A 23,468-nucleotide genomic window follows, 5' to 3' on the forward strand; every position below is an offset into this window, starting at 1 on the left:
CGGGGCGGACCATACATTTTTATGTTCGAAACTGGCGAGGCAGAGATTAAAGTACTTTCTCTTTGATCACTTTCATTACGCCCGAGTCACGATTGCTTGGTGCGGAGAAACGTGCGATTTTCTTCACCGCTTCGTGCGCGTTTTCCATCGCGTAGGAATGCTCGCTCACTTGCAGCATCTCTAGGTCATTCAGGTAATCACCAAACGTCATGGTCTCTTCTGGACCAAACCCCATGGTATCTTGAAGGTGTTTGATCGCCGCGCCTTTTGATGCTTCTGCATTCATCACGTCTAGCCAAATCTTCGCGCTCACCACAACTTGATGACTGTGACCAAACTTCGCACTCATGGTTGGGAAAACCAACTCTTCAGAACCACCAAAGTGACAAATCGCTACCTTGATAAACTCATCGTCAACGGCCAATAGATCTGGCACGTATTCACAGCGATGGTAGTACTTCTGGAACTCTTCCAACGCTTTAGGATCTTTGGTTTCAATGTAAGCCGAACGCTTACCACACAGCACTAGGTGCGTGCCTTCAATTTCACGAGCCGCTTGGATGATCGCATCAATTTCTGTTTTTGGAATGGTGCAGCTATATAGCTCTTTATCTTGGTACATCACCAAGGTGCCGTTTTCCGCCACATAAATCATACGGTCTTGAATCGGTGCAAACGTATCGCGCAAACTGTAGTACTGACGCCCCGATGCCGCCGAGAATAGAATGCCCTTCTCTTCTAGCTGCAAAAACAGATCAAAGAACTCAGGGTCTAAACGACCGTATTGGTCAAGTAAGGTGCCATCCATATCGGTGGCAATAAATTTGATGCTAGCTTGTGACATGAACTTAAACTCAAATAAAGCAGCGCAGGTCACTCATCGAATGAAAGCAGGCTGCAAAAAATAGTCTTGGTAAGGTACAGGATATTGGGTGAATCTCAAGCCGAAATGATAGGGTATCATTCAGGAATCAGCTTGAGATAATGAGGAAATTAGGCGGTAGCCAAGGTACTAGATTCCGCCATGGGCTGAACCATTGGTTTGGCCAGCCCCAGACTGTGAATGGTGCCAATCAAGAAATCGAGTTCGCGATAAATCTCAGCAACGGCTTCAAACTCCCCCGCTGGCTCATCCAATTTTGGCTCAAACAGTTCTTTCCAATGCGAAATGGCAATATAGAGCTTTCCGTTCACTTGAGAAAACGACAAGCGAGAAAACTCGCTCTCACGATGAAAAGTCAGCACACGCTCGATCAATTCATCCGTCAGCAGTTGCTTTGCGGTGTCTAAATCGTCGCTGTACACCTCATACTGTTGGTCAAACTCTGGGTGACCCATTCGCACTCTTTTACCTATCTGAATCTTGAAGAAGCGGTCCCACAGCTTTTCACGAAGCGTTGGCCCATCATCGCGGTCACTCAAAACAAAGGTGCAAACGTCGTCATTCATCGGAACGTCTATTTCACAAAACAGCCCCGCAAAAAATACGTGATGCTTACTCGAGCTGTCGCTTCCTGAATTGATGAGCTTTGACGCTTCTATCTCAGACATCACCACCTTCGCATCACCGATGGTGCCTGAAATATAATCGTCACTCACAAAGCCATCACAACGGTCTAAATACAAGCCGCTGCGCTCGAAGGTCTCTTTGGATAACTTGCGATTTGGGTCCCAAGTGAGTGAGGGCTCAATGTGCGCTAACAAACTCTGCATGATGTGCTGCTTGTAGGTCGTGCGAAACTGATTGTGCTTTTGATTGAAGTACGCCCAACCGCCGAGCATCAATGCCAAAAGAACAAACACCGTCGCAGAGGTGGCAAGGTCAAACACGACGGTGCCAAAGAAACCCAGAACGGCCAAACCTAGAAACTTGCGTCGACGCAGTGCTTCTAAACGTAAAGCTTCAAGCGGTTCGAGCTTGTGCCTTAAGTCATTTTCAAACAGTGTTTTGAGCTGATCTGTCGTCATCAATTTCCTTTCATTTTTAGAGTTGAGTCCATTACCAACAATGGCAAGATGAGTCGCTGCTACCGCTACAAGCGTCACTCGGAACGCAATCCAAAGAGCTGCATCCCATGTCCGTTACACAAGATGAGTCTTTGTTCTTACGCCGCTTGCGATTACGGGAAGGTTCCTTAGTTTGAAGACGCTGATGAGCATGTCGACAGCGTGCAAACTGCTCTTGAACACTGATATAGCTAGAAAACACGCCTTTGCGTTGAATCATTTTGCTGATGGCAGCAGAACAAGAATCCGTGCCGTAATACACCGCATGAGCGCAGCGGAAGCCTTTGTGTGGGGATAAAAAGCGTTGATAAAATCGTATCAATGCCAACACCAGTTTAGACATGCTTTTCCTTTTGCATCTAATGAGTCATTTGAGAACTACGCCTTTATTAATCAATCAAGACAGTACATCACTCAAATTAATCATTTCAAACGCAATCCTAATTTCTGCGCTCTAAGCGATGAAAATCATTGAGATAGGAAATAAAGGCAAGCCGACACAGCTAGCTCAGGAGCGCCTTCGAATAGCAATCACAGCCAAAACAGGTACAATCCGTGCTCGATTTTTATTTCGCGCGGACTCACTCTCATGCACTCGCCTGAACAATGCTTTACTCGATTTACTGCGAACATTTCTGGCTACGACTTGCCGGCGCAGTTTACGTTTCCGTTCTACTACACGCCTCACCCATTGTGTGTGTTGGCTGCCGGGCAATTGCAGCAGCACCTAATGACACAAACTGACTTCGAACACGATTTCGGTCTTGAGGATGAGCAAAACGGACGCGGCAAGATGTTCGGTGTTTTGCTAGTACGTAACCCGCAAGGTGAGCTTGGTTATTTCAGCGCTTTCTCTGGCAAGATTGCCGAACAAAACTTGCTTCCAGGTTTTGTTCCACCCGTATTCGACATGCTGACAGAAGAAGGTTTCTTCCGAGGTGAGACAGATGCCATCAATGCTGCGAACGCGGAATACAAAGCCTTTGCTGCCAACCCTGAACTGGCACAACTGAAAGCAGAAATCAAAGCCGACCGTGAAGCGTATCAGCAAGAAGAAAATGCCCATCGCCAAGTTATGATTGCCGGCCGCGCAGAACGTAAACAGCAGCGCAAACAAGGCGAACAAACACTGAACCCAGCAGAATTGAAAGTGCTACTGGATGATTTGGGTAAACAAAGTGTGGCTGAGAAGAATGTGCTCAAGTACCTCAAACAAGCTTGGGACGAAAAGCTCGCAATCAAAGAAGCGCGCTTAACCGAACTAGAACAAAAACTGGCAGAACTCAAAGAGCAGCGCAAAGACTTGTCTAATGCGCTACAGCACAAACTGCATAAGCAATACCGCTTCTTGGATAACCACAGCGCAGAGCGCGATTTGGTGGATATTTTTTCTCCTACCACCAATCCAATACCACCAGCAGGTGCAGGTGAATGTGCGGCACCGAAACTGCTTCAGTTCGCATACAAACATGGTTATCAGCCACTTGCCTTGGCGGAGTTTTGGTGGGGCGTTTCACCGAAGTCGGAAGTGCGCCAGCACAAGAAGTTCTACCCATCTTGCAACAGCAAATGCCAACCGATTTTGGGGCACATGCTGCAAGGCTTGGATGTGGAACCAAACCCATTAGCAGAAAACTGGGCAGAAGATAAAGAGCTGGAAATTCTCTTCCAAGATGAAGCCATGGTGATCGTCAACAAGCCTTCGGGTCTGCTTTCCGTTCCGGGGAAAACCATCAAGGATTCGGCGTACACACGCCTGCAAGCGATGTTCCCAGATGTCGAAGGGCCGTTCGTCATTCACCGCCTAGATATGGCGACATCGGGGATTTTAGTGTTTGCTTTAACCAAACGCGCCAACAAGAGCCTGCAAAAGCAATTCATCACACGTGGCGTACAAAAGCGTTATATGGCGCTGTTAGAAGGCGTGTTAACCGAACCTGAAGGTGAAATCTCGCTACCGATGCGTGGCGACCCAGATGACCGTCCACGTCAACTGGTGTGCTTTGAACACGGTAAACCTGCAGAAACTTACTGGCAGCTGATTGAAGTCAAGGACGGACGCAGCAAGGTGTACATGTACCCGAAAACAGGGCGAACCCACCAACTGCGTGTACATAGCGCCCACCACATGGGATTGAGCATGGCAATGGTTGGTGACGGCTTGTATGGCGAAAAAGCCAACCGCCTGCATTTGCACGCTGAGATGTTGGAGTTAGACCATCCATACAGCAAAGAGCGTATGTGTTTCCAAGCAGAGTGTGAGTTTTAAAACGACTTATCAATGCAGAATAGATAGCAAAAAGGCACTGAATTTCAGTGCCTTTTTTACGTTTAGAGCGAGATAAGGTTAACTCACCTTAAACTTCGTCCACACTTGAGAGCGCCAGCGTCTTGCCATGATGATACCGCGTACCCATTCATCCAGAGCAATCGCCATCCAAGCACCAATCACGCCGTAACCCAAATGAATACCGAAGAGGTAAGAAAACACCACACCCAAGCCCCACATGCTCAGAATACCCATCTGTACTGGGAACTTGATATCTCCAGCGCCTTTCAGTGCCGAGATGAAGATAAGGTTAAACACGCGGCCCGCTTCTAGCACGATTGAGCCCATCACCAATGCGCCTGCCAATGCCAAGATTTCAGGCTGATCGGTAAATACACTCAAAATCTCTTCGTGGAACAGGTAGATCAAACACGTTGCCGCCGTTGATGCAGCAAAGCCAACTAAGAAATAAATCTGCACGCGTTTCAGAATACTGGTTACCCAACCTTTACCTATGTAATAGCCAGTCTGAATTTGAGCCGCCTGTCCAATGGCCAACGCAAAGGCGAACGAGAAACGCGCGATGTTTTGCGCATAAGTAAACGCCGCAAGTGATGACGTCCCCATTTGCACTACAAAATACACGATACAGATCTGCGCCATGTTGTAAGACAGCACCTCACCCGCGTTCATGCCACCGATTTTTAAGATCTTTTTGAACACGTCTTTCGGCACTTGTTTTACCTTGGACATAGGCAGTTCAATGCTGCTGCGTTTCAAAATCACGCCCAACAATAACGTACCAATGACTTGGCTAACTACCGTTGCAACCGCTACGCCCTCTACTCCATAAACAGGCAAGCCAAATGGCTGATAAAGTGCAATGTAGTTACCGATGATGTTGAACACACCAGAAATCAGGTTCACTACCATTGGTGAGCGTGAATAACCGTGGCTACGCAGAATCGTGGTAAAGACGATACCGATGGTGACGTTGAACGTCATCGCACCGCTGATCAGCAGGTACTCGCGCGCATATTGCTCAACCTGAGCTTCTAAGCCGTAATACGGTAAGAAGAAAACCGCGCCAATCACGGCGAGTACACTTAAGAACGCACCAACAATGACCGATAACGCAACACTGGCGACACCGACATCGACCGACTCTCTTTCACGCCCTGCACCGTTATATTGCGCAATCAAAATGCCCGTGCCACTGCTGACAAAGGTGGATACGATGATCAGGAAAAACGTTAATTGAGTGATAACACCGACCGCAGACACGGCTTTGTCTGAGTAACCACTCAACATGAATACGTCACTGGTTCCTAAAGCCGTCCGTAGCAAAATTTCGACAAGTATCGGCCAAGCCAATGCCACGATGGACATACGTTGGTTGATATTCTGGCTTTTAGGCATGTGTTTGGGACCTTTCCTACAACTAAAACTGCCCCACAGAAAACTGTGAGGCAGTTCAAAAAAATTAGATTTCTTAGAATTTGGCTATGTTTGTTGGTTGTGTATTTAATCAACAAAATGCAGGCGCGAATTCTAGACGGACTTTGGTCACAAATACAGCGATATTTCGCCTGTTTCGCAAAATATTTTCTAATGGATTAGAGACGCACTTTAACTCGGAGAACGAAACTTAGACACGGTCGATTGACGGACAATCAGATCAATCGGTGGCAGGCGAACTTCGTGCCTATCTCCGCTCAACAAATTGAGAATGGACTCAGCACAAACTGCACCAACTTCTTCAATCGGTTGACGCATTGTGGTAAGCGCAGGTGTGAAATATTGCGAAGTTGGCAAGTCATCAAAACCAATCACAGAGACATCTTGAGGCACACGAATACCATGATCATGCAATGCCTTTATCGCCCCATAGGCCGTTTGGTCATTGGCGGCAAACAGTGCTGAAAAGTGCACTTTCGATTCAATCAACTCAACGGTTTTTTCATAACCGGTTTCACTGCTGAAATCGCCTTGCTTGACCAATTTTGGCAACACTTTAATACCTGCTTCTTGCAGGGCATTTTTGTATCCCACAAAACGAGCCACCGCATCCGGTTGATTCAACAACCCTTTGATATGGGCGATATTCACATGGCCCTGTTGCATTAGATGCAGCGTCGCCATGTATCCGCCCAATACATTATCTATATTTATCGATCGAACCTTGTCACCTATCACGTCATATCCAACAGCAACGACGGGAATTCGCTGGGCATAATCGAGAATCTGCTCTTCCGTTAAACTGCCCGTCACGATGATTACACCGTCTACATTACTCTTTGCCAAATACTCCAAAGCATGAGATTCCAGTGAACGCTGCCAATGCCCTGTAGCAATCACAAGTGAATACCCCTGTGCATTGAGCCCCTTTTCCATGTCATTCAAGATACGACTGGAATGTGGACTTTCAGGATGCTGGATCAGCACACCTATCGTCATTGAACGCGTATTGGTGCCCTGTCCCATTTGATAGTTCGGTTTGTAACCGAGTGATTTGATCGCCTTTTCAATATTCTGACTTTTCTCGTCAGAGACATACGTCGTGCGATTGAGGAAACGTGAAACGGTACTCGGGGAAACCCCCGCCAACTTTGCCACATCATAAATGGATGTCGCTTTTTTATTTTTTTTCATTGTAGGAATTTTCCCAGCAAGCTAATAATAAAAATATAAGTTGCGACGGGGAGCGCGACAACGTTTTGATAAGGGAAATGAGAACTAGATAAGTCGCCAGTGCGCAAACGCGCACTGGCTTTCATATCGGGGGTTTAGAATGTTGCGAGCGAGTTTTCACTCAGCGCATCAAATAGATGAATAGCATCCAAATCTAAGTAAAGTGTGAGTGTGTCCACATCCACTTCTGCGGCTTGAGTTTCCACCATCAAAGGCTGGCCCGCGATTTCAGTCTTCAATAGAATGCTGGCGCCCAGTAGCTCCTTGTCTTTAATTTTGACAGGGAACGGCAGTACGCGATCGTGATCGACCTGTTCTGCACGCAGATGGATATCCGTTGGACGAACACCAAAGTGCAAAGCTAAGTTCTTAGACGCATGCGCTTTAAAACGTTCTGGCAACGGAATACGAACCTCGCCCAATTCCACTTCCCAGTTGCCTTCCTCACCCACTAGTTTCGCATCCAGCATGTTCATTGATGGGTTACCAATAAACTGAGCCACAAATTTGTTTGCCGGGCGTTGGAACACTTCTGTTGGTGTACCGACCTGAGCCACATAACCATCTTTTAGAATCACGATGCGATCCGCCAATGTCATGGCTTCAATCTGATCATGTGTCACGTAAATGGTAGTGGTCTTCAGTTCACGGTGAAGGTGTTTGATCTCTTCACGCATGACGCCACGTAACTTGGCATCTAGGTTCGACAACGGCTCATCAAACAGGAATACTTTTGGCGTACGTACCATTGCACGACCCATTGCCACGCGTTGACGTTGACCACCAGACAGCTCTTTTGGCTTACGTTCTAATAACGCGTCAAGCTCAAGCATTTTCGCAGCTTTGCGTACTTCGACATCGATTTGGTCTTTTGGCATCCCTTTTAGCTTAAGGGCAAAAGCGATGTTCTCGTAAACCGTCATATGTGGGTACAGTGCATAACTTTGGAACACCATCGCAAGGTCACGGTCTTTGGCATCGACTTTGTTCATCAACTTGTCACCGACGTAAATCTCACCACCAGTGATGCTTTCCAACCCCGCAAGCATACGTAGTGTAGTCGACTTACCACAGCCCGAAGGACCGAGAAAAACCACAAACTCGCCATCTTGAACCGTAAAGTCGAAGTGTTTCACAACCTCAACATCATCGTAGGATTTCTTGATGTTTTTGAATTCGACTTTTGCCATTACTGGTTCTCCTCTGCTCGATCTAGCAGCATGTTGCGATAAGCAATTGCGCTCGCTTTTAAGGTGCGTTTTTGTGTTTGGTAATCCACGTGAACAATGCCAAAGCGCTGCTTATAACCATAAGCCCACTCAAAGTTATCCATTAGGCTCCAAGCGAAGTAACCATCGACCTTCACACCAGCCTTAATAGCTGCATCTAGCGCTTCTAGGTGCTGCTGGAAGTAACGCACACGTTGCTCATCATTCACTTCGCCGTCAATGCAATGGTCATCGCCAGCCGCGCCGTTTTCAGTGATGTAAAGTGGTGGTAGGTTCGGGTAACGGTCATTCAAACGCAGGAGTAAATCCGTCAGCGCTTGTGGGTGAATTTCCCAACCAATGAATGTGTGCTCTTGCTCCGGTTGAGGTACTGTTTCAATATCGCCATGTTCGTTGTAGCGCACCACACAACGGGTGTAGAAGTTAATGCCAATAAAGTCCAAGTCAGTTTGAATAATATCGAGGTCACCTTCCAGAATCATAGGTAGGTTATGCGCCTGGCGATCCAACACAATTTGAGGGTATTCCCCCTTCAGTACTGGGTCCATAAACCAATGGTAGCCTTCTGCATCACTGTATTCTGCCGCACCAATGTCTGCGTCACTGTATGGGTAAGCTGGCGTCGCATTGAAGACACAACCGTGCATCGCATTGGGTGCATTCTTACGCATGTGTGGAATCGCAAGACCATGGGCCAACATCAAGTGGTGCGCAGACAAGAAACCTTCACGTTCCCCCTTAAGACCCGGAGCATGTTCACCCCAGCGGTAACCTAAATAAGCAGAGCAGAACGGTTCGTTTAATGTTGCGTACGAATCAATTTTGTCGCCGAAGTAAGCACTAACTACTTTTGCGTATTCCTCAAACTTGTAGGCTGTTTCTCGGTTTAGCCAGCCGCCTTTGTCTTCAAGGTATTGCGGTAGATCCCAGTGGTAAAGCGTCACGAAAACCTTCAAACCGCGAGCGTGGCACTCATCGATGATTTGCTCATAGAACTTCAAGCCTTCTTCATTCACCTTACCATCTTCAGGAATGATGCGAGGCCACGCCATCGATAGACGGTAAGCGCCCACACCCAAACCTTGGATCATCTCGATGTCTTGCTTCCAAAGATGGAAATGGTCACACGCCACGTCGCCATTATCTGCGTTATCGACAGCACCTGGCTTATCGCAAAAGGTGTCCCAGATTGAAGGCGTACGCCCACCCAGTTGTGCGCCACCTTCAATTTGATAAGAAGACGTTGCGACACCGAATAAGAACTCTGGGCTGCGTAGTTTAGAATCTTGTGGTAATTGGAATTTATTCATTGTTATAAAACCTTTTATTTCGCTTAGCCCTTGACGGCACCAGAGGTCAAACCGCTGATCATCTGTTTAGAGGCAAATAAGTAAGTAATCACTAACGGTAAAATGGAGATGGTGGTTCCGAGCATCACCGCTCCCCAAGGCGTATTCGGAATGCCCTGCACACTTCGCAGTGCCTGCGTAATCACGTAATTTTCTGGCGTTGTCAGTACCACAAGTGGCTGCATAAACATGTTCCAGAAGAAGACAAACTGCACGATTGCTAGGGTTGCGAGAGCCGGTTTCATCAGTGGCAATACCACGCTCCAGTAAGTACGGAATTCACCTGCGCCATCTAACTTCGCCGCTTCTAACAGCTCTTTCGGAATCGATGCCACCACGTGTTGGCGCATCAAGAAGATGCCAAATGGCGTTGTCGTGAACGGTAACCAAACGGCAAGGTGGTTATCGAGCAAGCCAAGGAATTTCACGATCATGAAGTACGGGATCAAGCTCAGTACAGGTGGAATCATCATCGAGCCAACTAACATGCCAAACAGCAAGTTTTTGCCCTTAAACTTGTACACCGCAAACGCGTAACCGCCCATGCTACAAAACAGCAGTGAAATCGTGGTGCCTAAGAAAGCAATGTAGATGGAGTTAAACATCGCCTGCCAAAACGGCATGATTTCCAGTAGCTTTGCGTAGTTCACCGCGAGGCTGTCACCAATCGCAAAGCTGATGCCTGTGCCGAAGATTTCAGTACGGTCACGCGTCGATAGCAACGCCGACCAAATGAACGGGAATACGGTCATGATGGCAGACACCACCAACACAGTGCCGAGAATCACCATCAGTATCTTGGTAAAGATCTCGATGCTGCGGTCGCTTGGACGCCAACGCTGCGCCGTAGGTAAGGTAGTTGTAGTCATCTTATTGCTCCCCTAGACCTTTCTTACCGAAGAAGAAGAATTGAATCGCCGTACAGCCTGCAATCAAGGTAAACAGTAACCATGAAATCGCTGACGCAGTCCCCATCTCTAACCACTCCCAGCCCACTTTGTAGAGGTACATAGAGATGGTTAAACCAGACTGGCCTGTACCACCCGTACCGCGCGTTAGGACGAAAGGTTCTTCGAACAGCTGCAAGTTACCGATGATGGTCATTGTGACCGCAAAGAAGATGAATGGACGAATCATTGGCAGCGAAATGCTCCAGAAACGACGCCATGCGTTTGCACCGTCCATGCGTGCCGCTTCTAGGATGTCTTTAGGAATCGTCATCAAGCCCGTGGTGTAAAGCACGATGTTGAAACCGGTGTATTTCCAGAACACCATGATGGCGATAGAAGGCTTCACCATAGTTGCATCATCTAACCAACGGATTGGTTGGAAATCGTTAACCCAAGAGAATGCCCAACCAAAGAGCGTGCTGTCCGCCAGTGCCATTAAGCTTTGGTTGATGATCCCTGAGTTTGGTGAGTACATGTTGAAGAAGATAAGCGACGCTGCCACCGTAGATGTGATGAACGGTAGGAAGTAAGCCGACGTTAACCAATGGCGGAAACGGTCACCCAAAGACACCAAAATGTACGCCACAGGTAGAGCAACCAAGTGCTGCGCCACGCCCGATGTAATCGCTAGCCAGAGTGTGTTCTTTAATGAACGCCAAAGCCATGGGTCGGTCAGTGCAATGTGGTAATTCTCAAAACCCACATAATCCATCGCCCCCAAACCTTCAACAGGGTTCCATTCATGGAAGGAAAGAAAAATAGAAAACAGTAACGGGAAAATCCCAAACACGGAAAAAATAATCAAAAACGGCAGTAGGAATCCATACGGTGTAAGCGCTTTCAAATTTAGACGAGAAAAAATACTCTCACGCTCTGATGTTTCCATTACCTTGCTCGCTGCCTGATTCATAGTAACGACCTCTCATCAGGAGGGCGTGGTGCCCTCCTTGCTTACCAATTAGCAAATTGCTTACATGTTGCGAGTACGGCGCTTGATCATGCGCTCTGCATCTTTCAATACCGTTTCAATGTCTTTACCTTCATCCAACACTTCCATCAGTGCATTTTCTAAGATGATAGAGCGAGCAACGTGGTCGCCTTTTGCTGGTGCCACTGGTTTGATGTTTTGTGCCACTTCTGCAAACAGTAAGCGCGCCTGCTGACCACCTAAGAATTCAATTTTCTCTTCAAACATTGGGTCGTCGTAAGTTGTGGTGTTTGCAGGGAACGCTGCAATAGTGTCGAAGTGTTTAAGTTGAATCTCACGCTTAGTTGTCATGTATTCGATCAGCTTCCAAGCGTCATCTTGGTGCTTAGATTGCGTAGGAATCGATAGGAATGAGCCGCCCCAGCTTCCGTAAATACCATCAGGAAGGTTAGATACGCCCCAGCTGCCTGCTGTTTCTGGCGCAATCCAGTTGTTTAGGTGACCAAGTAGCCAAGCACCAGAAAGCTGTGTTGCAAATGTGCCGTTACGGAAGCCTTCGTACCATTCGTTTGACCACGCAAGAATGCGACCGTCCAAGCCTTTATCACGGATCTCTTTCGCTACTTCAAAAGCGTGAACAAAGCGCTCTGACGTCACTACTGGGTTGCCGTCTTTATCAAAGTAAAGACCTTCTCCCTCGGGTACTGTGGTGAAGATGATCGCTTGCGCCACATCTGCTGCAGAGGCAATCAACTGAACATTCTGTTGTTTAAGTTTTTCACCCGCCGCGATGTAAGAATCCCAATCTTTGATCGCTTCGTTGATATCAATACCCGCTTTTTCAAAAATGTCAGTGCGGTAATACATCACACCCGGACCAAGGTCGACAGGCATACCGTACACATCACCGTCTGCGCCTTTACCTTGCGCCCATGCATAAGGTGCGAAGCTCTCTGCATATTTATCAGCGCCGTATTTTTCAGACAGGTTAACCAAACCACCCGATGCCACAAATGGGCCTATTTTTTCTACATCAACAACAATCACATCACCCGCACCAGAGCCCGTTGCTAGGTTGGTTGTTAGCTTTGTATGGTGATCACCGTGGTTATTCATCAGGTAATCAACCTTAATCCCTGTTTCTTTCTCGAAATCCGGTAGCAGCACTTTCAAACTGCTGTCGAAATCTGGGAAGCCATCAAAGCGAATTTTGGATTCATCAGCTGCGTTTACCGTCGCAGCCACACCCAATGCAGCGGTCATCGCAAGCGTCAAAGTTTTCAGTTTCATGTTGTTGTCCTTAATTATCGTTTTATAGGGTATGCAGTTCCTTGACCGAACTTCTTGGCACTAAGGCCGGTGATAATTTGAAGTTCACATCTCGTTTGTTTTTATTGAGGATTTGAATCACGAGCTGGACAGCTTCAGCACTCATTTGCTCAATAGGGAAGTTAACTGTGGTAAGGGCTGGCGTGAGGTAGCGCGCAAACAAAATGTCATCAAATCCGACCAGAGATACTTGCTCAGGAACATCAACGCCATGGGCTTTAAGCACTTCATAAGCACCAAAGGCCATGTGATCATTACAAGCAAATACGGCAGTAAAATGACAATCGCGCTTCAATAACTTGCGCATTGCGCTTTCCCCAGACTCTTCGGTAAAACCGGCCTCTGAGACCAATGCTTCGTCATACTCCATTCCCGCTTCTTCAAGAGCCTTGCGGTAACCTTGTAGACGCCCCCGAGCATCGGACTTGTCCAGAGGGCCGGTGATACACGCTATGTTGCGATGCCCCATACGCAACAAGTATTCGGTCGCCAACTGGCCACCAAATTCGTTGTCGATCTCAATACAGCTTTGTGCCATTTCAGGGATGAAGCGGTTAACTAACACCACCGGCATACCCTTTTCTTTAAGATCGATTAAATAATCATCTGTTAGGTTTTGTGCGTGCAAAATCATGGCATCAACGCGTCGACCAAGCAGGAACTCCACCGATTCACGCTGACTTTGTTCTGAGTTAGAACCCGCTGTAACAATCACGTGGTAGCCAAAACGACGTAGACGCTCTTCCATGCTGTGTAAGATGCCAGAGTAAAATGGACCACCAAGCTCCGGCACTATGATGCCAATGCTGCCCGTGCGGCTTGATGCCAATGCCTGCGCAATAGAATTAGGACGATAGCCAAGTGTTTGAATCGCTTTTTCGACTTTCAGCTTTTTATCATGACTCACTCGGCTGGTGCCGTTGATCACACGAGAAACCGTAGCCTGAGAAACACCAGCGTATTCAGATACATCTTTAATCGTCGCCACAAGAAACCTCTTCCACTTGAACCTCAAGATTCAATCTTGCTTCGAGATAAGCTCCTCGAAACCGCTTTCATGGCAGCTAGTATTTCGGATTCACTGAGGTGTTATCGTGAGAGAAATCACACCGAAATCCCTTTAAATTCGGGCAATGTTTGAAAGAATGAGGCGCGTGGCAGTTTGCTTTCATCTCATGAAACCGTTTCATGAAATGGTTATTTCACGCTCAAATAAAACCAAGCAAAGGCATTGATTTCACAACTCTTTAATATCGATCCATGAATCAAAAACGGCGAGTAAGAAACAAAAAAAGAGCCGCAAATGCGGCTCAAAATAGGGTTAAGAATGGACAGTTTGGCACTCAACTGGCTGCAATGAGCGCCATGACAAAATAGAGAGAGTTAAGAGTGTAGTTTGAGATGGCTTACCACCAAGCTTCCCACATCGCACCTAGGCTAAGCGTATCTTGCTTAGGATCGTTGATGCCAGTCGCTTTGTTGTCCACCTCACCGACTGTTGCGTAGAAGCGCAGCATTGGTCGAGCACCAGCGCCCCAATCAAACGAGATGTTTTGTGATAGGGTGACTTTCCAACCTGTATTGTCATCGTCAGCACGTGCGTAGTCGACCATCTGGTAGCCTGCTTCTAACCACGTAGAGTGTGCATCGTTCCAAAAGTACATCGGACGTACGATAGCACTGTAGTTGGTGCGCTCATCTTCCACCGCACTTGAACCATCAACGGAATAATCGTGGTAAGCCAATAGGTATTCAATCGCGGCTTTTTCACCGAGATCGGCATTACCTTCGAAACTTGCATAAATCGTAGTGAGGTCTTCTGTTTTCCAGAATACGCCGTTATCGGCATTGTCTGAATAACGCAATACTAAACGGTTTGAACCACTATCGTGTGCACGAGAAATCACCGCACCCAATTGGTACGCGTCTATGTGCTCAGAGCTATCAATCGCTTCGGAATCAAAGCCGTAGTTTGCGTACAACTCTAGATCTGCAAAACCCATGTCGATACCATGCAATTTAGAAGTGAAAGCGTATGCGCCGCTGTCACCCGTTCCTGCACCACCCGTACATGAGATAGAAGGGTTTGAACCCGGATCGACAATTTCTGGGCTACAATTTTCTACCGCTGCAACCACACCGAAATCCAGTTTCACAGAGCCAAGCTCAAGGTTATTGATACCACCACCTTGACCATCATGCATCATCCAAAAGTAGTCATTGATGCCTTGTTGTGGACGTTGATGGAAATCACGACCCGCCCAAATGTAAGCATTCGGCTGGCTTTCGAAAACATTCGTTACACCTGCGTAAGCCTTTTTCAGGTTCACTTCATCGCCCCAGTGATCGAACATCACAACCACATCCCAGATCGCACCGCTGTCATTCTTGAACGCTTTCGCTAACTGGAATTCACCGCCGTTGCCTTCGTTACCTAATCGACCAATTGCTGATGACCCATTAAATGAACCATCAACCATCACATATTTCTGGTCGCCAGCTTGATAATGTGCGCCGTAGCGAGCATAGCCGGAGAAGACAACACCATAAGGAATCTCAATATCCGGAGTCAGTACAGCCGGTTGTTGATCATCAACATAATTAGGATCGATGCGATTCTCCAGTTCTTGAATGCGTTTTTCCAGAGCTTCTACATCAGAATCGGCAGCAAAAGTAGAGAGAGAAGCGAGCGAAGCGGCCACTGCAAGCGCGAGAGGTAAAACCTTTAAGTTTTTCATGTGATTTCCCTAAGTTTTTAGTAGGTGTAATTATTTCAATAGGGATCTTAAGGAATGAAACGTTTGAAAAGCCGCTACGGCTTCACATGGCCATCGTGTTCAAAATGACATGAAACAACGCGTGAAACTCACAATATTTATTAGCGCGTAAAATCAGACAGTTAAAATAGTGCTTGTTAGATTTTACATTTTGAAATCGCTTTCATTTCACAGGATTGTTTAATTTCTATCACGTTAATTTGTGCAAAATAAGAGCAATCCACTCATGATGACATGAAACATTTCATAATCATGAAACATTTCATACTTCGTAAATTTCTTACAAATTCAACAAGTCACGTAAATAACAAACATGCTTCATATCACAATTAAGGGCTTTGCTATTCCATGTACTACTTAATTACGACCTAGAATAGGCATTAAATAAGTCTAAAGTAGGGATACACAATGTCGAAATTGGCCGGAGCACGCCTAGAAGAAATGGCGGATATCCGATCGACAAGAAAAAAGAAGATAGTTTTTCTCTGTTCTAGCATCGCCACTGCATTTCTAACCTATGGCTCTGTCCTACACTACCTTGAAGGAAATTGGGGGCTCAGTTTACTCATTGGTTTATGTGCTTTGGCATGCTTAACCATCAGCTATCTGATCAAAGTCCGTGGTCACCACCAATACGCCGATCTTCTACTCACAAGCGTATTGATGTTTGATGGACTGTTGCTACTGCTTTATAACGACGCCCCTTCAGGTCGACTGCTTTGGCTCTACCCGATAGTGGCCGCCATTATCTTGATCAACGAATTCAAAGTTGGTCTGCTGTTTAGCGTGACGTACTCCCTCATCATCTTTTTCGGTTTAACCTTTTTAGAGAGTGTACCCACCGCCAGTGACATGACCGAGCGCCGATTTATGTTTACGCTGGTGGCTATCTGCTTTGTTTGTCATACCTTTTCTTACTATTACTCTAAAGTCGTGAACTACATTCAAACCCTGTATCGCGAAGGCATCGAAGAACTGGCTTACCTTGACCAGTTAACAGGATTAGCCAACCGTTGGAGTTTTGAAACTTGGGCACGTGCCAAGTTAGAAGAGTTGGAACAAGTTGAGACCAAAAGTGTCACGGCTTTAGTCTTTTTAGATATCGATAACTTCAAGCACATTAACGACAACTACGGACACGATGTCGGCGACCGTGTGTTAAAACACTTTGCGACTCGCTTAAAAAACAACATTCGTAATAAAGACAGAAAAACGGACAAGCATGACTACTCGATTGCTCGCTTTGCTGGTGACGAGTTTATCTTAATGCTTTACGACGTGCGCGGTAAGAAAGACCTAGACAATATTTTGGAGCGTATCGTCAACCTGTTCCAAAAAGGCTATCAAACGGACGACAACATCAATGAGTTAACCATGAGTGTAGGAGCGGCCATTTACGGCCAAGATGCAACAGATTTATCTGAACTGACTCGATGCGCAGACAAAGCTATGTACGCTGCGAAGCACACTGGCAAAAACCAGTACGCATATTACGAGCATTGCTCACATGCAGAAGAGTTGCGTCATCAAAGACACTCGTTGGTTGGCGCAATGGGAAATGTGACTTCATTGCAGCGTGACGCCAGCTTATAAACCAAACTGCAGAGCCTAAGTTAGGCGTACATATACATGGCCCATAAGCCAACAAGTAAAAACGTGACAAGCCAGATCACTTGGCCGATTTTGCTTGGTTTATCATCTCGTGGGACAAGAACAGGTTTGAGCGCTCGCTCTTTCATTTTGCCGACAAGGCTTTTCTCAATCGCTCGCTTATAGAAAGCACGTCGTTTTTGAGCCGCGTTGGCCACCTTAGTAAAGCGGTGACGTTGCTCATTAGTAAAATCCGCTGCCTCATAGCGAGGAGGAAGATCGGAATGTTTAGGTTGTACTGCCATCTCATCCTCCTTGGTCGATGGGTGCACCTGTTTTAAGTATATACATAATTAACACTTTATTGCCAAAAACCGTTGCATCTGAATAACATGCATAAAAAAGCCACCCGCAGGTAGCTTCTATATAAATCAGTCTTCAATCACTTGTCAGAGATGGCGCTGTGCTTATAAGTACTCACATAGGTAAGCCGTTGCGTCTTTAACTTGAAGCTCAAATGATGAGTTACCTTCGACTTCAAAAAACTCACCGCTGTTGTAAGTCACCCAATCAACCTCTCCAGCTTTCTTTACGATCAGTGCACCTTTGACGACACTCATACGTTCAGGAGCTTGTGTACCAAACGTGTATTCACCTGGCAACATCACACCGACACTGACATCCTGTCCTTGTTGGCTAAAACCCAGTGACTTTACGCCACCAGCAAAATAACTGTTTTCCTTAATACTCATTCTTTGGTTTCCTTATCAAAAATCAGCTCTTTTTTACCCTGTTTCGGTTTACGACTCAAGTCTCTAAATTGACCTTTTTTGAGCTATCGAATACTCAATAACTGTGTTTCGGAATGTAAAAGTGGACATCAGATCATAGTTTAGGTGTCGCAAAGGCGAGATTGTTTGTTTTTGCAGCGTAAGCTTCTCACCATATTAAAAAAGGAAAACAAGCAGGGATCATGACGACCACACCGCGCCGAAAACGCCAGAAGAAACCAGAACCGCAACCTTCATTTTGGGCTCGTCATCAGTTCAGAATCATCAAAGGAGGATTTGCGACGTTTGGCTGCGCGCTGTTGAGCTTTCTCGGCTACCAACTTTACGCTTCTTATCTCGACTATATCGATCCAGATAAAGTGTATGGCGAATGGATTGAAATTGGTGCGCCGCCTTATCAGACCGAACAACTTTCCTTTACTCCCGACGGGGTCTTTCGCAACCATCGCCTCGTCGCTACCCAGTTTGAGTTCGATGGCAAAGTTGTCACCCTAAACACCGGACTAGGTAAAACAGCCTACCAATTGTCTGGTTCTCACCTCTCTCCCCAAATACGTCGCGTAGAACCAAAGCTACCTGACCAACGCTTTGTGCTTAAAGGATTCGAGCACACCGTACAAGGTTCAGAAATTGGTGCCGCGTCCAAACGTCGAGCCGCATTGAGCGAGCACTTCAATCGCAAGTAATCTTGTTATCGACCCCATCAATCATACGTATCTTTCCCCAAATTCAACAGGGCCGTTACTGGCAATTTCTAACGTAACTTGCTCTGTTACATAATAAAAATTTAATTTCACTCGCAAAATAACATTGCCAGACTGAGTAGATAATTAATTAAACGCATGCAAAATATTTATAAATTATTGGCTCAATATTGTATTTTCTATGCAAAACAATGTTTCTTGTAGTGAGATTTGTGTAACAGAGTCGAATCTTGATTTATTTTTTTTTGAAAAAAAAAAAGCTTCTGAAATGCTGAATGTGATGCTTTTGCACAGTGTGTGAATCGGTTGTCTTTTCTGTCGCAAGAGCAGCTTGTGTTCGTGAATGAACATAAAATCAAGGATTGAGAGAGAAGTTATGATTCGATTTAACCTATGTGCAGCTGGGGTTGCCCTAGCTCTTTCTGGCGCTGCAAATGCGGCTCCAACAGCACCAAGTATCGACATGTATGGTTCTAATAACCTGCAATTTTCTAAAATTGAACTGGCAATGGAAACCACATCTGGCTACAACGACATGGTTAAGTACCATGAGCTAGCTAAGATCAACGTGAAATTTAACCAGTGGAGTGGTACTTCTGGTGACACTTACAACATCTACTTTGATGGAGTTCAAGTCGCTACAGGCCCTATCACTGGTAGCCAAACTACTGCGTCGTTTGAATACGGCCAAGGTGGTTTGTACCAAATGGAAATCGAAGCGTGTGACGCAACAGGCTGTGCGAAAAGCGCACCAGTAGAGATTACGATTGCGGATACAGACGGTTCTCATTTACCGCCGCTAACTATGAACGTTGACCCGAACAACAAAACCTACAACACCGACCCAAGTGTTGTCATGGGTACTTACTTTGTTGAGTGGGGCATCTATGGCCGTGACTACACGGTTGATAATATGCCGGTCGACAACCTGACTCACATCCTTTACGGCTTCATCCCAATTTGTGGTCCAAATGAATCAGTGAAATCGGTTGGTGGCAATAGCTTCAACGCACTGCAAACCGCTTGTCGTGGTGTGAACGACTACGAAGTGGTTATCCATGACCCATGGGCAGCTTATCAAAAGAGTTTCGCGCAAGCTGGTCACGAATACAGCACGCCGATCAAGGGTAACTACGCGATGTTAATGGCATTGAAGCAACGTAACCCTGATCTAAAAATCATCCCATCGATCGGTGGTTGGACACTGTCTGACCCATTCTTCGATTTCGTTGATAAGACCAACCGTGACACGTTTGTCGCATCTGTGAAGAAATTCCTAAAAACATGGAAATTCTACGACGGTGTTGATATCGACTGGGAATTCCCTGGTGGTGGCGGTGCCGCAGCAGATAAAGGTGACCCAGTAAACGATGGCCCTGCTTACATCGCATTGATGCGTGAACTACGTGCAATGTTGGATGAGCTAGAAGCAGAAACAGGCCGTACTTACGAGCTAACGTCTGCAATCGGTGTAGGTTACGATAAAATTGAAGATGTTGATTACGCTGACGCTGTTCAGTACATGGACTACATCTTCGCAATGACTTACGACTTCTACGGCGGTTGGAACAACGTACCTGGTCACCAAACGGCACTTTACTGTGGTTCATTTATGCGCCCAGGTCAGTGTGACGGCAGCGGTGTAGATGAGAACGGTGAAGCGTACAAAGGTCCTGCATATACAGCCGACAACGGTATCCAACTTCTTCTAGCTCAAGGTGTTCCTGCGAACAAACTTGTACTAGGTACAGCAATGTATGGCCGTGGCTGGGAAGGCGTAACACCTGATACGCTAACCGATCCAAATGACCCAATGACAGGTACTGCAACAGGCAAACTGAAAGGCAGCACGACTCAAGGCGTCTGGGAAGATGGCGTGATTGACTACAAAGGCATTAAGTCATTCATGCTTGGTGCAAACAATACTGGTATCAACGGCTTTGAATACGGCTACGATGCACAAGCAGAAGCTCCATGGGTGTGGAACCGTTCAACAGGTGAGCTGATCACATTTGATGACCACCGCTCTATTCTTGCGAAAGGTAACTACGCGAAGTCGCTAGGTCTTGCAGGTCTGTTCTCTTGGGAAATTGACGCAGATAACGGCGACATCCTGAATGCAATGCACGAAGGTATGGCGGGCGGTGTCGTTGTTCCACCAAACCGTAAACCAACGGCAGCAGCAGGTGCGGACCAAGCAGTAACAGGCCCTGCAAGTGTTGTGCTTGATGGCAGCAACTCAACAGACTCTGATGGTACAATCGCAAGCTATGCTTGGGAGCAAGTATCAGGTACAGCAGTGGCTCTATCTGGCGCAAACACTGCAACAGCAAGCTTTGATGCAGCAGAAGTGACTGCAGAAGAACAGCTAACGTTCAAGCTAACCGTGACAGACAATGACGGCGCAAGCGCTTCTGATCTTGTTGTGGTAACGGTTAAGCCTGCTGGCGTGATTGATCCACCAAATACAGCACCTGTTGCGCAGGTCTCTGCACCTGCAAGTGCGAAAGCTGGTGACATGGTTGTAATTGACGCTTCCGCTTCTAGCGATGCTGACAACGACACACTCACGTTCGATTGGACGCTACCTCAAGGTCTAAACGCAACAGTTAACGGTGCGAAAGTGACGTTCACAGCAGCAGAATACCCGCAAGACACTAGCCTAAGCTTCACTGTAAGCGTAAGCGATGGCCAAGCAGCATCTTCAGCAAGTGCAACCGTTGTTGTATCTAAGCACAGCACAGGTGGTGGCACTTGTACTAACGCATGGGATGCAACAGCTGTTTACACTGGCGGTGACCAAGTGACTTACGCAGGTAAGACTTGGGAAGCGAAGTGGTGGACACAAGGACAAGATCCTAGTAAGTCTGGCGAATGGGGTGTTTGGAAAGAAGTTGGCCCAGCTAACTGTAACTAAGCACTGATAAAAGCGTTGTGATTCAACATCACTCGCTTTCAATAGAGTTATAAAAGAAAAGGACAGCTTCGGCTGTCCTTTGTTGTTCTAACAGAATCTATTAAGTGCTTTTCAATAATCAGCTAGCTTCAATTAAACGGTCGAAACTCTGGAACACCTCTTCACACTTCATCACGCGACCGTGACCTTGGCCTTGAGTCGTCACTAATTCAACCCGTGCCATCTCACTCGCTGCTTGCGCAGAGACACTGTGCTTAGTGAACTTGTCTTGCTCATCATGAACAATGATGGTTTTTGCTTCGCGCTCTGCTAGACGCTTTTCTGGGTCAATCGACTGCAGTGGATAGCCAAACTGGTCCTCAACCTCAGACACCACCGCTTTGAATAACTTCATGGAGTATCCTGAGCGTGCAATGCTACCAAACAGGTTTTCTACATAATTCAGAACCGGAGCTATCAACAATAGAGGTTTGTTCTCTAGTTTACTGTGGCGACATTCCAGCGCCGACGCAGTGCCCATGCTGTGCCCAACTAAACCTGCTACGTCTTCCACCGAATCCAATACATCCTCTAGGCCACGAACAAACGCAGGGATGTGTCCGTACTGACCATCACTCTCACCATGTGCAGGATGGTCGTATGCTAATGCGGTGTAACCAGATGCCGCAATGTGCTTCATCAACGGATAGAACTGACTGGCAGTTCCAGACCAACCGTGAGTAAGAATCCATACCGGACCGCTTCCAAGCTGATAGATTTTAATTGCCCCAGCATGACCTTGGATTTCACTTTTGATCAGTCCCTGTGGCTCAGCGTTTTTTGGCTGAGTACGCGCAGGAGTAAGCAGCAATTTACGCGCGGTATTTTTTGCGTGTGAGGGCGCGAGCGTATGGTGCAAACGCGTGCTGATGTTGATTAAACTGCGCTTTACACTGAATTTCTGCGAAGTGTTGAAGTAAATTTTCTCACTCATGATCGTTTCCTTAACTATCAGCCTTGCACAAAATAGAACGGTCGTGCTTTTTATGCTGATAAGAAAGAGCGCTCGTTGTCGCTCTTCATTTTGAATCTTTTACTATACCCGTTACCGCGGGGTTAGCGCTTCCATCGAGTAAACAAGTTATCGATGCCTTGCCAAAACAGTCTCTGGCTTTCTTCTTCCCCTTTGATCGAATAAAACACGTGTGCACTTAAGTACTGTCCGTATAAATCAAAGGTCGCTTGTCGCGTGTCTAAATCCACAACAAACTCTTGGTTTTCTTTGCCTTTCTTGATCTGAATTTCGAGATAATTCAACCAAGTATCAATCGACTTACGCAATGCCGCTTGCAATGCACAACCTTCTTCTGCGGTGTCGTTCCAAGCATCAAGGAACATGCAACTGCCTTGAAAAGAGTGGTTCCACGTCATCCAAGTGTCTAGTAAGCCACGTACTTTACGTTCAATATTGCTGTCACCTAACTCACGTGCAGGCGCAATCACACGCTCAGCAAATACTAGATTGGCGTGTTCCAATACTGACAGCTGAAGATTTAACTTCGAGTTAAAGTGAGCAAATAAACCACTTTTCGACATCCCGCACTGCTTCGCTAACTCACCAATGGTAAGACTTTCCAATCCATTTTCGCTCGCCAGTTGGAATGCACGTTGCAGAATAAGTTCTTTGGTTACTTTTCCTTTTTTCATAACTGCATTTTTAGCACGACCGTACTTTTTTGCAATATTAAGTTTACTGGTCAAACCAACCATCATGATCAGACACAGCCTCGATCTCAATACATTGAAAGAAGTAATGAATCTTGATTTTAGAAATTAGAGATGGGTCTGAATTTCGCAAACTGGTTGCCGTCAATTGCACATGAGTTGATTTTTTACCGCGAGAACTGAATCGTTAACTGCTAATTTCGCAGCGATTTTTCACTTTTTTAGGTAAGCAC

Annotated in this window: 20 protein-coding genes; 4 read left to right on the forward strand and 16 right to left on the reverse strand. The window is 46.5% G+C overall.

The window, feature by feature from the left end; all coding sequences use genetic code 11:
• Window positions 1–46: 46 nt before the first annotated feature.
• The 3 genes from BCT11_RS10645 to yidD all read right to left on the reverse strand — a co-directional run bounded on the left by BCT11_RS10645 (window position 47) and on the right by yidD (window position 2,350).
• Window positions 47–844: a Cof-type HAD-IIB family hydrolase gene (locus tag BCT11_RS10645; RefSeq protein WP_038869755.1), complete on the reverse strand. Its 798-nt coding sequence runs from the start codon at window positions 842–844 to the stop codon at window positions 47–49.
• 149 nt (window positions 845–993) lie between these two features.
• On the reverse strand, window positions 994–1,968 hold the full coding sequence (locus tag BCT11_RS10650) for a DUF3137 domain-containing protein (RefSeq protein ID WP_042605937.1): 975 nt from the start codon (window positions 1,966–1,968) through the stop codon (window positions 994–996).
• Window positions 1,969–1,999: 31 nt separating this feature from the next.
• Window positions 2,000–2,350 (reverse strand): membrane protein insertion efficiency factor YidD, encoded by a 351-nt coding sequence (gene yidD / locus BCT11_RS10655; RefSeq protein WP_102388297.1) that lies wholly within the window; start codon window positions 2,348–2,350, stop codon window positions 2,000–2,002.
• 246 nt (window positions 2,351–2,596) lie between these two features.
• On the opposite strand from yidD, the gene BCT11_RS10660 reads away from it, so the two are divergent.
• Entirely contained in the window at window positions 2,597–4,276 is a 1,680-nt protein-coding gene (locus BCT11_RS10660; protein ID WP_102388298.1) for an RluA family pseudouridine synthase, read from the forward strand.
• Window positions 4,277–4,354: 78 nt separating this feature from the next.
• Here the strand turns inward: BCT11_RS10660 and BCT11_RS10665 are convergent, their stop codons facing one another.
• The 9 genes from BCT11_RS10665 to BCT11_RS10705 all read right to left on the reverse strand — a co-directional run bounded on the left by BCT11_RS10665 (window position 4,355) and on the right by BCT11_RS10705 (window position 15,490).
• A complete protein-coding gene (locus tag BCT11_RS10665) occupies window positions 4,355–5,695 on the reverse strand; it encodes an MATE family efflux transporter (protein WP_039978473.1) in 1,341 nt (446 codons plus the stop codon).
• Window positions 5,696–5,905: 210 nt separating this feature from the next.
• Entirely contained in the window at window positions 5,906–6,928 is a 1,023-nt protein-coding gene (locus BCT11_RS10670; RefSeq protein WP_102388299.1) for a substrate-binding domain-containing protein, read from the reverse strand.
• A gap of 134 nt (window positions 6,929–7,062) precedes the next feature.
• Window positions 7,063–8,157, reverse strand: a complete 1,095-nt coding sequence (gene ugpC, locus BCT11_RS10675) for a sn-glycerol-3-phosphate ABC transporter ATP-binding protein UgpC (RefSeq protein ID WP_038869766.1) — start codon at window positions 8,155–8,157, stop codon at window positions 7,063–7,065.
• Window positions 8,157–9,506 carry a GH1 family beta-glucosidase gene (locus tag BCT11_RS10680; RefSeq protein WP_042600346.1) on the reverse strand — a complete coding sequence of 450 codons (1,350 nt, stop codon included), beginning with the start codon at window positions 9,504–9,506 and terminating at the stop codon, window positions 8,157–8,159. The genes ugpC and BCT11_RS10680 overlap by 1 nt, the downstream gene beginning before the upstream one ends.
• A gap of 23 nt (window positions 9,507–9,529) precedes the next feature.
• Entirely contained in the window at window positions 9,530–10,414 is an 885-nt protein-coding gene (locus BCT11_RS10685; protein WP_102388300.1) for a carbohydrate ABC transporter permease, read from the reverse strand.
• 1 nt (window position 10,415) lies between these two features.
• A complete protein-coding gene (locus BCT11_RS10690) occupies window positions 10,416–11,405 on the reverse strand; it encodes a sugar ABC transporter permease (RefSeq protein ID WP_039975226.1) in 990 nt (329 codons plus the stop codon).
• Between the two features lie 60 nt (window positions 11,406–11,465).
• Entirely contained in the window at window positions 11,466–12,713 is a 1,248-nt protein-coding gene (locus BCT11_RS10695; RefSeq protein ID WP_102388301.1) for an extracellular solute-binding protein, read from the reverse strand.
• 22 nt (window positions 12,714–12,735) lie between these two features.
• On the reverse strand, window positions 12,736–13,740 hold the full coding sequence (locus BCT11_RS10700) for a LacI family DNA-binding transcriptional regulator (protein WP_045424808.1): 1,005 nt from the start codon (window positions 13,738–13,740) through the stop codon (window positions 12,736–12,738).
• A gap of 418 nt (window positions 13,741–14,158) precedes the next feature.
• Entirely contained in the window at window positions 14,159–15,490 is a 1,332-nt protein-coding gene (locus BCT11_RS10705; RefSeq protein WP_042600344.1) for a carbohydrate porin, read from the reverse strand.
• Window positions 15,491–15,937: 447 nt separating this feature from the next.
• Between BCT11_RS10705 and BCT11_RS10710 the strand changes: the two genes are divergently transcribed.
• Window positions 15,938–17,122: a GGDEF domain-containing protein gene (locus BCT11_RS10710; protein WP_102388302.1), complete on the forward strand. Its 1,185-nt coding sequence runs from the start codon at window positions 15,938–15,940 to the stop codon at window positions 17,120–17,122.
• Window positions 17,123–17,142: 20 nt separating this feature from the next.
• Here BCT11_RS10710 and BCT11_RS10715 read toward each other — a convergent pair whose 3' ends face one another.
• Window positions 17,143–17,424 carry a hypothetical protein gene (locus tag BCT11_RS10715; protein WP_102388303.1) on the reverse strand — a complete coding sequence of 94 codons (282 nt, stop codon included), beginning with the start codon at window positions 17,422–17,424 and terminating at the stop codon, window positions 17,143–17,145.
• A 162-nt stretch (window positions 17,425–17,586) separates the two neighbouring features.
• Entirely contained in the window at window positions 17,587–17,871 is a 285-nt protein-coding gene (locus BCT11_RS10720) for a pyrimidine/purine nucleoside phosphorylase (RefSeq protein WP_005448986.1), read from the reverse strand.
• 221 nt (window positions 17,872–18,092) lie between these two features.
• Between BCT11_RS10720 and BCT11_RS10725 the strand changes: the two genes are divergently transcribed.
• Both BCT11_RS10725 and BCT11_RS10730 read left to right on the forward strand, forming a co-directional pair.
• Entirely contained in the window at window positions 18,093–18,596 is a 504-nt protein-coding gene (locus BCT11_RS10725; RefSeq protein ID WP_039975230.1) for a DUF2850 domain-containing protein, read from the forward strand.
• 394 nt (window positions 18,597–18,990) lie between these two features.
• Complete coding sequence (locus BCT11_RS10730; protein WP_042605942.1) at window positions 18,991–21,531, forward strand: glycosyl hydrolase family 18 protein; 2,541 nt, start codon at window positions 18,991–18,993, stop codon at window positions 21,529–21,531.
• Between the two features lie 118 nt (window positions 21,532–21,649).
• Here BCT11_RS10730 and BCT11_RS10735 read toward each other — a convergent pair whose 3' ends face one another.
• Window positions 21,650–22,504: an alpha/beta hydrolase gene (locus BCT11_RS10735; protein WP_039973789.1), complete on the reverse strand. Its 855-nt coding sequence runs from the start codon at window positions 22,502–22,504 to the stop codon at window positions 21,650–21,652.
• A 122-nt stretch (window positions 22,505–22,626) separates the two neighbouring features.
• Entirely contained in the window at window positions 22,627–23,217 is a 591-nt protein-coding gene (locus tag BCT11_RS10740) for a TetR/AcrR family transcriptional regulator (RefSeq protein ID WP_038869909.1), read from the reverse strand.
• Window positions 23,218–23,468: the final 251 nt, after the last annotated feature.

The organism is Vibrio sp. 10N.222.52.B12 (assembly GCF_002875385.1).
Taxonomy (GTDB): domain Bacteria; phylum Pseudomonadota; class Gammaproteobacteria; order Enterobacterales; family Vibrionaceae; genus Vibrio; species Vibrio jasicida.